General features: G+C 64.2%; 10 protein-coding genes. 4 read left to right on the top strand and 6 right to left on the bottom strand.

All coding sequences use genetic code 11. The features are described from left to right. The 3 genes from IVB47_RS34680 to fliI form a co-directional block, all read right to left on the bottom strand. On the bottom strand, positions 1–417 hold a 417-nt coding region (locus tag IVB47_RS34680), incomplete at its 3' end, for a sigma-70 family RNA polymerase sigma factor (RefSeq protein ID WP_247468381.1). Between the two features lie 180 nt (positions 418–597). Beyond that, the gene (gene fliJ / locus IVB47_RS34675; protein WP_007600546.1) at positions 598–1,017 is read right to left on the bottom strand and encodes a flagellar export protein FliJ; all 420 of its coding nucleotides are present in this window, start codon (positions 1,015–1,017) and stop codon (positions 598–600) included. 133 nt (positions 1,018–1,150) lie between these two features. Further along, positions 1,151–2,476 (bottom strand): flagellar protein export ATPase FliI, encoded by a 1,326-nt coding sequence (gene fliI, locus IVB47_RS34670; RefSeq protein ID WP_247435922.1) that lies wholly within the window; start codon positions 2,474–2,476, stop codon positions 1,151–1,153. Between the two features lie 415 nt (positions 2,477–2,891). Between fliI and IVB47_RS34665 the strand changes: the two genes are divergently transcribed. The 4 genes from IVB47_RS34665 to IVB47_RS34650 all read left to right on the top strand — a co-directional run bounded on the left by IVB47_RS34665 (position 2,892) and on the right by IVB47_RS34650 (position 5,755). After that, a complete protein-coding gene (locus tag IVB47_RS34665) occupies positions 2,892–3,593 on the top strand; it encodes a response regulator transcription factor (RefSeq protein WP_007600544.1) in 702 nt (233 codons plus the stop codon). A gap of 169 nt (positions 3,594–3,762) precedes the next feature. After that, positions 3,763–4,167, top strand: coding sequence for a DUF350 domain-containing protein (locus IVB47_RS34660; protein WP_247357246.1), 405 nt, complete (start codon positions 3,763–3,765; stop codon positions 4,165–4,167). A gap of 1 nt (position 4,168) precedes the next feature. Then, on the top strand, positions 4,169–4,591 hold the full coding sequence (locus IVB47_RS34655) for a hypothetical protein (protein WP_247468379.1): 423 nt from the start codon (positions 4,169–4,171) through the stop codon (positions 4,589–4,591). 3 nt (positions 4,592–4,594) lie between these two features. Continuing rightward, entirely contained in the window at positions 4,595–5,755 is a 1,161-nt protein-coding gene (locus IVB47_RS34650; protein ID WP_247435915.1) for a glutathionylspermidine synthase family protein, read from the top strand. A 41-nt stretch (positions 5,756–5,796) separates the two neighbouring features. Here the strand turns inward: IVB47_RS34650 and IVB47_RS34645 are convergent, their stop codons facing one another. The 3 genes from IVB47_RS34645 to IVB47_RS34635 form a co-directional block, all read right to left on the bottom strand. Continuing rightward, positions 5,797–6,669 carry a protein-glutamate O-methyltransferase CheR gene (locus IVB47_RS34645; RefSeq protein WP_247398857.1) on the bottom strand — a complete coding sequence of 291 codons (873 nt, stop codon included), beginning with the start codon at positions 6,667–6,669 and terminating at the stop codon, positions 5,797–5,799. Beyond that, positions 6,666–7,868 carry a chemotaxis response regulator protein-glutamate methylesterase gene (locus tag IVB47_RS34640; protein WP_247398860.1) on the bottom strand — a complete coding sequence of 401 codons (1,203 nt, stop codon included), beginning with the start codon at positions 7,866–7,868 and terminating at the stop codon, positions 6,666–6,668. The genes IVB47_RS34645 and IVB47_RS34640 overlap by 4 nt, the downstream gene beginning before the upstream one ends. 74 nt (positions 7,869–7,942) lie before the next feature. Further along, positions 7,943–8,308: a response regulator gene (locus IVB47_RS34635; RefSeq protein ID WP_007600538.1), complete on the bottom strand. Its 366-nt coding sequence runs from the start codon at positions 8,306–8,308 to the stop codon at positions 7,943–7,945. Positions 8,309–8,432: the final 124 nt, after the last annotated feature.

Below are 8,432 nucleotides of genomic sequence, written 5' to 3'. Positions count from 1 at the left end.
GAGCCTCTGACGGTCCGGCTCGAGCCGGCCGATACATTCGAGCAGCCGTCTCAATTCCTCAGTCATCTCCCGCCGCGCCAGCGGATCGGGGCTGTCGCTTGCGACTTCCATCGCCTGCGGCTCTTCCTCGATGGAGACTTCCGTCTTCTTGCGCACGATGTCGATGGCGCGGTTGCGCGCGATCGACGCCATCCAAGTGATCGGCGACGCGAGAGCGGGATTGAACTGGCCGGCGCTGTTCCAGATCTTGACGTAGGTCTCCTGAATGACCTCCTCTGCGAGATCCTGTCGGCGCAAGATACGGAGCACGACGCCATAGAGTTTCGCGCGCGTGGCGACGTAGAGGCGCTCGAACGCGGCCTGATCGCCCTGCGCCACCGCCCCAATCAGCCCGACCAGCTCTGCTGGCGTCAGCATTCAGCCCCCCAAATGCGCAGCCCGTCGCGTTCCGCGCAGGCCCTGGCACTCCGCCACCATAGCGCGCGACAAAGCCGACCACCAAGGGGGCGCGGCGGCACACTGTGGACAGCACATGCAAAAACCCGGACCCATGGGGTCCGGGTTCTGCAAATTCTCGCAGGTCTGGCGGCTAGCGTCTCAGGCGACGGCGCCCATGCGGGCACGCATCAGGCCGATGCTGTCGAGATCGGCCTGCTCGCGGGCGTTTTCCTCGGCGCGTTCGCGGGCTTGATCGCGCTCGTCGAGGAGCTCGACCTTCTTCAGCTCCTCGAAGGCTTCGGCCAGTGCAGCCTTGGCTTCGTCGAGCTGGCCCTTCAGCTCGTCGGCCGAGCGGGTCAGGTTCTCGCGACGCTGGATGGCAGCCTTGGCATAGGTCGGATAGGCGAAGTGCGAGGGATCGTTGATCCCGGCGCGCTCCTGCTCGGTCGAGATCTCGCGTTCAAGATCGGTCGACATCCGCTGGAAGTCGGCGATCATGGTCTCGATCTGGCTGACCCGGCGGCGCTTCTCGTCGACCTGAAACTTCTTCAGGCGGATGAGGGTATCACGTGACTTCATCGACTCGTACTCCCCAGAAGTCCCTTGGCTGCAAGAAACACACACATTGGGACAACACCGGTCTCCCCACAGGCCCGACGGGGGCCAAGACCGGCTCTGCTACTCTGTGGGATGGGATGATGACGGGACAAAGTTAGCGTTCCGTTTCCAAATTGCCGAGGATTTGCGCCAACTGGCGGTAGCCGTCCGCCAGCGATGCATTTTCGTCCTTGCGTTGGCGCAGGAAGGCTTCCAGCGGCTCGTGCAGGCGGATCGCCTCGTCGACCTCGGGGCTGGAGCCGGCGCGGTAGGCGCCCAGACGGATCAATTCCTCCATGTCGGCATAGGTCGCCATCACCGTCCGCGCCTTCTGGATGGTCGGCCAGAACTGCGGGTCGGCCGATTTCGGCATGGTGCGGGAGACGGATTTGAGGATGTTGATGGCGGGGTAGCGGCCGCGCTCGGCGATCGAGCGCTGCATCACGATGTGGCCGTCAAGGATGCCGCGGACGGCATCCGCGATCGGCTCGTTATGGTCGTCGCCATCGACCAGCACCGTGAAGATCGCGGTGATGGCGCCCTCGCCCAAGCCCGGGCCGGCGCGCTCCAGAAGCTTCGGCAGCTCGGTGAACACGGTCGGCGTGTAACCCTTGGCGGTCGGCGGCTCGCCTGCGGACAGGCCGATCTCGCGCTGGGCCATGGCAAAGCGCGTCACCGAATCCATCAGGCAAAGGACGTCTTGCTCTTCGTCGCGAAAATATTCGGCGACCGCGAGCGTCAGATACGCGGCCTGGCGGCGCATCAGCGCCGGCTCGTCGGAGGTCGCGACCACGACCACGGAACGCGCAAGGCCCTCCTCGCCGAGGTCGTCCTGCAAGAATTCCTGCACCTCGCGGCCGCGTTCGCCGATCAGCCCGATGACGCTGACGGCGGCATCGACGTTGCGCGCAAGCATCGACAGCAGCACCGACTTGCCGACGCCGGAGCCTGCGAAGATGCCCATGCGCTGGCCGCGGCAGCAGGTCAGGAAGGTGTTCATCGCGCGCACGCCGAGATCGAGCGGCGCGCCGACGCGCTTGCGCGAGTGCGCCGGCGGCGGCGAATTGCGGTACGGCATCGGCGCCGGGCCCTGCGGCAGCGGCCCCTTGCCGTCGATCGGCTCACCCAGCGCATTAACGACGCGGCCAAGCCAGGCCGCGCAAGGCCGCACCTGATTTGCGGCATTGGCGATGACGGCCTTGCAGCCGCGCCGCACGCCGTCGAGGCCGGCGAACGGCATCACGACGGCGTTGTTGCCGGAGAAGCCGATCACCTCGCAGGGAATGGAACGATTGCCGCCGGTCTCGATCACGAGCCGCGCGCCGACCGACATCGCATGGATCGGGCCGGCCACCTCGACCATCAGGCCGCGCACGCCAACCACACGGCCATAAATATTGATGCCGTCAATATCGCCGATCTGTTCGGCAAGAGCCTTCATTAGAGGGCCTTCATGAGATGATCGCCTTCATAATCCGGGGCTTCGTGGCGAAAACCTTAAGTTTCGCCATATTTCTGAACGGCGCTTAACTTCGTGTTTACCCGCATCGTTAATCATTGCGTCACTGTCTTTGTGACTGAGCGTGGCTCCCCTTCAGAAGAAGGCTGAGTCGCGGGAGTCGGTTAGGCCCGTCTCTTAAAGTGGAACTTGAACGCAACCGAATAACGAAAGCTGCTTCGCACACAAGACCTTAGGGCGATTCGACGAAAATTGCATCTACAGGGCTTGCGTTCCAGAATCAGAATTTGTTAACCATTTGTTGTCAGGATCCGAATCAGTTGTTCAAAGGCGTTTTGTTGTGTGCCGCGAATGCGGCCGACCTGACGCCCAGGAGCGGCGACTATGGGGAACTGGCATGCGCGTTTTGCTGATTGAAGATGACAGCGCCGTCGCGCAGTCGATCGAGCTGATGTTGAAGTCTGAGAGCTTCAACGTCTACACGACCGATTTGGGGGAAGAAGGCGTCGATCTCGGTAAATTATACGATTACGACATTATCCTTCTCGACCTCAACCTGCCCGACATGTCCGGCTACGACGTGCTCAAGCAGCTCCGGGTCTCCAAGATCAAGACACCCATTCTGATCCTCTCCGGCCTCGCCGGCATCGAGGACAAGGTCAAGGGTCTCGGCGTCGGCGCCGACGACTACATGACCAAGCCCTTCCACAAGGACGAGCTGGTTGCCCGCATCCACGCGATCGTGCGCCGCTCCAAGGGTCATGCCCAGTCGGTCATCCAGACCGGTGACCTCGTCGTCAACCTCGACACCAAGACGGTGGAGGTCGGCGGCCAGCGCGTGCATCTGACCGGCAAGGAATACCAGATGCTGGAGCTGCTCTCGCTCCGCAAGGGCACGACCCTCACCAAGGAAATGTTCCTTAACCACCTCTATGGCGGCATGGATGAGCCCGAGCTGAAGATCATCGACGTCTTCATCTGCAAGCTCCGCAAGAAGCTCGCGAATGCCTCGGAAGGCCGCAACTTCATCGAGACCGTTTGGGGCCGCGGCTACGTGCTGCGCGAGCCGCACGAGGTCGAAGAGCGCATCCCCGCCTGATCCTGGGTTTACCCGCGAGCCCTTCGGGGCTTGCTCCTCCCAGCCTGGACCCCGCCGCGAATGGCGGGGTTTTGTTTTTTGGGGACGCGAACGCGGCCTCATCGTCCTGCCGCCCTTGAACCGCTATCCTTCCCCCGCCGACGAATGGTCGCTGCACGATGGGGGAACGATGATCCTGCAATCACTCGCCGGCCTGCCCGCCTTCCTGGTCTATTTCTGCACCGGGCTGATCACGATCGTGACGTATCTGTTCGTCTACACCCGCATCACTCCGTATAACGAATTCCAGCTGATCCGGGACAACGAGCCGGCCGCGGCGATCGCACTCGGCCTCAGCCTGCTCGGCTTCGTGGCGCCGCTGGTCAGCGCCATCGCGCATTCGGCCAATGTGCTGGATTGCCTGATTTGGGCGCTCATCGCGCTGATCGTGCAGATCATCGTGCTCTTTCTGGTGAGGGTGCCGGTGCCGAATCTGCCGGCGCGGATCGCGGCCGGCGAGCTCGCGCCCGCGATCTGGCTCGGGCTGTCCTCGCTTGCTGCGGGCCTGCTCAACGCCGCCTGCATGATCTACTGACATGGCCGACAAGCCCTCCAAACAGGAGTTCGGCAAGCGCCGGCCGGCGGCCGGACCGCCGCCTGCACAACAGCCGGTGAAGCGCTCCCGCCATGTCGCGCTGCTGGTGATGGGCACGATTGCGGTCGGCACCACCGCCTACACGCTGATGCCGCGGCACAATTGCGAGCCCTCCGCTACCGCTGCGATAGTCCCCGGCGCCACGGTCCCCGGAGCCGCGCCGGTGCAGGCGAGCACCGCCTGCAGCAGCAGAAGCAGCTCGTCGGGCGGCGGCGGCAGCTCGCGCTGGTCGTCGCGATCAAGTTTCTTCAGCAGCGACTCCTCGAACCATTCCTCGTCCGGAACGCCATCCGATTCAGGCTCCGGCGGCGTGAGCCGCGGCGGCTTCGGCTCGTTTGGCCATGGCTTCTCTGGCGGCGGCTGACCCATGCAACGCATCGTCTGCCCCGAGCGCGACGACTGGCGGCAGACCGCCGAACAATGCGGCTTCGCCTTCCACACCATCGACGGCGAGCGCTATTGGGACGAGCGCGCCTACTATGCCTTCACGCTCGACGAGATCGAGCGCGGCATCGAGACGCCGACCGGCGAGATCGACGCGATGTGCCTGGAGCTCGCCGGCCGGGTCATCGGCGACGAGCGCCATCTGCAGCGCTTGAAGATACCGGACGCGTTCTGGAGCCTGATTGCCGAGAGCTGGGCACGAGACGACCGCAGCCTCTATGGCCGGCTCGATCTGAAATTCGACGGCAAGGGACCGGCAAAGCTGCTCGAATACAACGCCGACACGCCGACCTCGATTTTCGAAGCCGCTGTGTTTCAATGGACCTGGCTCGAACAAGCGATTGAACGGCGCATCATTCCGTCGCGCGCCGACCAGTTCAACTCCATCCACGAACGGCTGATCGAAGCCTGGAAGCAGATTGCAGCTAGCCGCCATGTCCATCTCACCGGCACCACGGGCAATGAGGAGGACGCCGGCACGCTCGCTTATCTCGAAGACACAGCGCGCCAAGCCGGACTGGCGACCACGCTGCTCGACATCGAGGCGATCGGCTGGCGCAATGACGCCGGCGGCTTCGTCGATCTCGACGACCGCGATATCGGGCTCGCTTTCAAGCTCTATCCCTGGGAATGGATGTTCCACGACAGCTTCGGCGCAAAGCTCAAGGACGCATCGACACGCTGGATCGAACCGCCGTGGAAGGCGGTGCTCTCCAACAAGGGAATCCTGCCGCTGCTCTGGGAGATGTTTCCGAACCATCCCAATCTGCTGCCGGCGTTCTTCGAGGACGATCCGCGGGCAGCCGAGCTCGGCAGCTCCTATGTGCGCAAGCCACTGCTGTCGCGCGAAGGCGCCAATGTCACGCTGGTATCAGGCGGAATGCCGCTCGACGAGCAGGCAGGCCCCTACGGCGCCGAAGGATTCGTGCGGCAAGCGCTCGCGCCGCTGCCGAACTTCTCAGACTTCTATCCGGTGGTGGGAAGCTGGCTGGTCGATCACGAACCCTGCGGCCTGTCGATCCGCGAGGACGAGAGCCCGATCACCGGCAACGGCTCGCGGTTTCTGCCCCATGCGATTCTGTGAGGTGCGCTCTTCTTCCCTTCTCCCCTGGGGAAGAACGCATCTCACCGCGCCGCGGCGACCTTCAACGACGGCGGCATCAATCCGCCCATCGGGCGGCCGGAGCGCGTCGGGTTGAGCTGATAGAGACCACGACGCTCGGCGATCGGGCGGAACGCGTCGGTGATGCCGACGACGGATTCGGCGGCGCCCAACAGCAGCGTACCGTCGGCTTCCAAAACCTTCGCCATGCGCTCGAAGATCACGGCCTTGGTGTCCTGGTCGAAATAGATCAGCACATTGCGGCAGAAGATCACGTCGAACGTGCCGAGATGGGAGAAGTCCTGCAACAGATTGAGCTGACGAAACTGCACCATCGCGCGGATGTCGGCATTGAGCTGCCAGACCTCCCCCGCTTGCGTGAAGTATTTCATCAGATGCTGGATCGGCAGGCCGCGCTGCACCTCGAACTGGCTGTAGACGCCGGCCTTGGATTTCTCCAGCACCTCCTGCGACAGATCGGTGGCGACGATCTCGATGCGCCAGCCGGCGAAGGCTGCGCCCATCTCCTTCACGCACATCGCGATCGAATAGGGCTCTTGTCCCGTCGACGAGGCCGCCGACCAGATGCGCAGCGACTTGCGCGCCGCGCGCGCCCGAAGCAGCCCCGGCAGGATCGTTTCGCGCAAATGATCGAACGGGATCTTGTCCCGGTAGAAGAAGGTCTCGTTGGTGGTCATCGCCTCGACCACGTCGCTCGCAAGCCGCCCGTCGCCGTTCCTGATCTTCAGCACGAGATCGGGGATTCCGGCGAGGCTCGCCTTGCGGGCCAGCGGCAGAAGCCGGCTCTCGACCAGATACTGCTTGTCCGGCGAGAGATCGAGGCCGGAGCGCTCTTTCAGGAATTTGCGCAGATAGTCGTAGTCAACCGGCGTCACGAGCGGTCACCCGCGAACAGGCGATTGACCCGGCTGCCGATCTGGTTGAGCGGCAGGATCGCCGCGCAGATGCCGGCATTGGCCGCCGCGCCCGGCATGCCCCAGACCACGCTGGAAGCTTCGTCCTGCGCGATCACGCTACCGCCGGCGGCGACGATGTCCTTGCCGCCGCGCATGCCGTCCGAGCCCATGCCCGTCAGGATCACGGAGAGGATGGCGCCGTGCCAGATATCGATGGCGGAGGTGAACAGCGGATCGACCGCGGGCTTGCAGAAATTGACTGCGGGACCGTCGTCGAGCGCGATCGCCACGTCGGCGCCACTACGCACGACGCGCATGTGCTTGCCGCCCGGCGCAAGATAGATGCGACCCGGCTTCACCGGCTCGCCGTCGACGGCTTCGGCTGCCGGCTTGCGGCTCGTGCGTGCCAGATGCTCCGCGAGAATGGTGGTGAAGGTGGGCGGCATGTGCTGGGTGATCAGCACCGGGACGCGGTCGATCACGGGACCGAGCTCGGCGACGAGCGCCATCAGCGCCTGAGGACCGCCGGTCGATGAGCCGATCAGCAGCACCTTCGGTGCCTGGGTCGAGAACGGACGCGTGGACAGCGGCGAGGACGACGACGGCGCATGCAGGGCCGGAGCCGCCGCGGACGCGGCAGGCCGCGCGACAAGCGGTCCACGTGCAGCCGGAGCCGGGCTTGCGGGCGCGAGCGGCGGGCTCGCAACCGCGGGCTTGCGGCGCAGCCGTGCACCGAGGTGGCGGATTTTCTGGATCAGGTCGTGATGGAAGATGTCCGCAGCCGACGCCTCGCGCGTCGATTCCGGCTTCGGGATATAGTCGGCCGCGCCGAGCGACAGCGCCTTGAAACTGATCTCCGCGTTGCGGCGGGTCAGCGTCGAGGCCATGATGATGACGAGATCGCGCTTCTTCGCCAGCAGTTGCGGCAGCGCGGAGATGCCGTCGAGCTCGGGCATTTCGATATCGAGCACGGCAACGTCGGGGTTGATGCGTTCGATCTGGTTGACCGCCTCGAGCCCGGTACGCAGCGACGCCGCGACCTCCATGTCATGCTCGGCACCGATCCAGCGCGAGATCAGACCACGGATGACGACGGAGTCATCGACGACCATCACCCGCAACGGTCCGGCTTCCCGCGACGAGCCCGGGGTCGAATTACCTGCGAACGCAACACTCATTACTCACCAACTCAGACTGAAACGGTCAGTTGAAAACAAACGCCGAAGGAGCCGTTCAGCCTCCGGGCGATCGCTCAGATAAGGCCGACTTCCTGGAATTTCGCCGTCACGATGTCCTTGTCGAAAGGCTTCATGATGTACTCGTTGGCGCCCGCGTGCAGCGCGCGCGCGATATGCGCGACGTCGTTCTCGGTGGTGCAGAACACGACCTTGGGCTGGTCGCCACCAGGCATGCGCCGGAGATGGCCGAGGAACTCGTAGCCGTCCATCACCGGCATGTTCCAGTCGAGCAGGACCGCATCGGGCAAGCCGCGCTTGCAGGCCTCCAGCGCCTTCTCACCGTCCTCGGCTTCGAGGATCTGGAAGTCGAGGCCTTCCAGGATCCGGCGCGCAACCTTGCGGATGACGCTGGAATCATCAACGACGAGACAAGTTCGCATGTGAACCTCTGCTTCTCCCCCTTTTGCGGGGGCACTTCCAATTGCAGATACGTCGGCGGATGTGCCGGCGTATCAGGCCGCCATCATCTCGGGCGCGAGCTCGAGGACGCGATCGACGTCGAGG

Origin of the sequence: Bradyrhizobium sp. 62 (assembly GCF_023073035.1) — a bacterium.
Lineage (GTDB): Bacteria > Pseudomonadota > Alphaproteobacteria > Rhizobiales > Xanthobacteraceae > Bradyrhizobium.
Note: the sequence above shows the minus strand (reverse complement) of the source record. Positions and strands in the feature narration are given on the sequence as shown.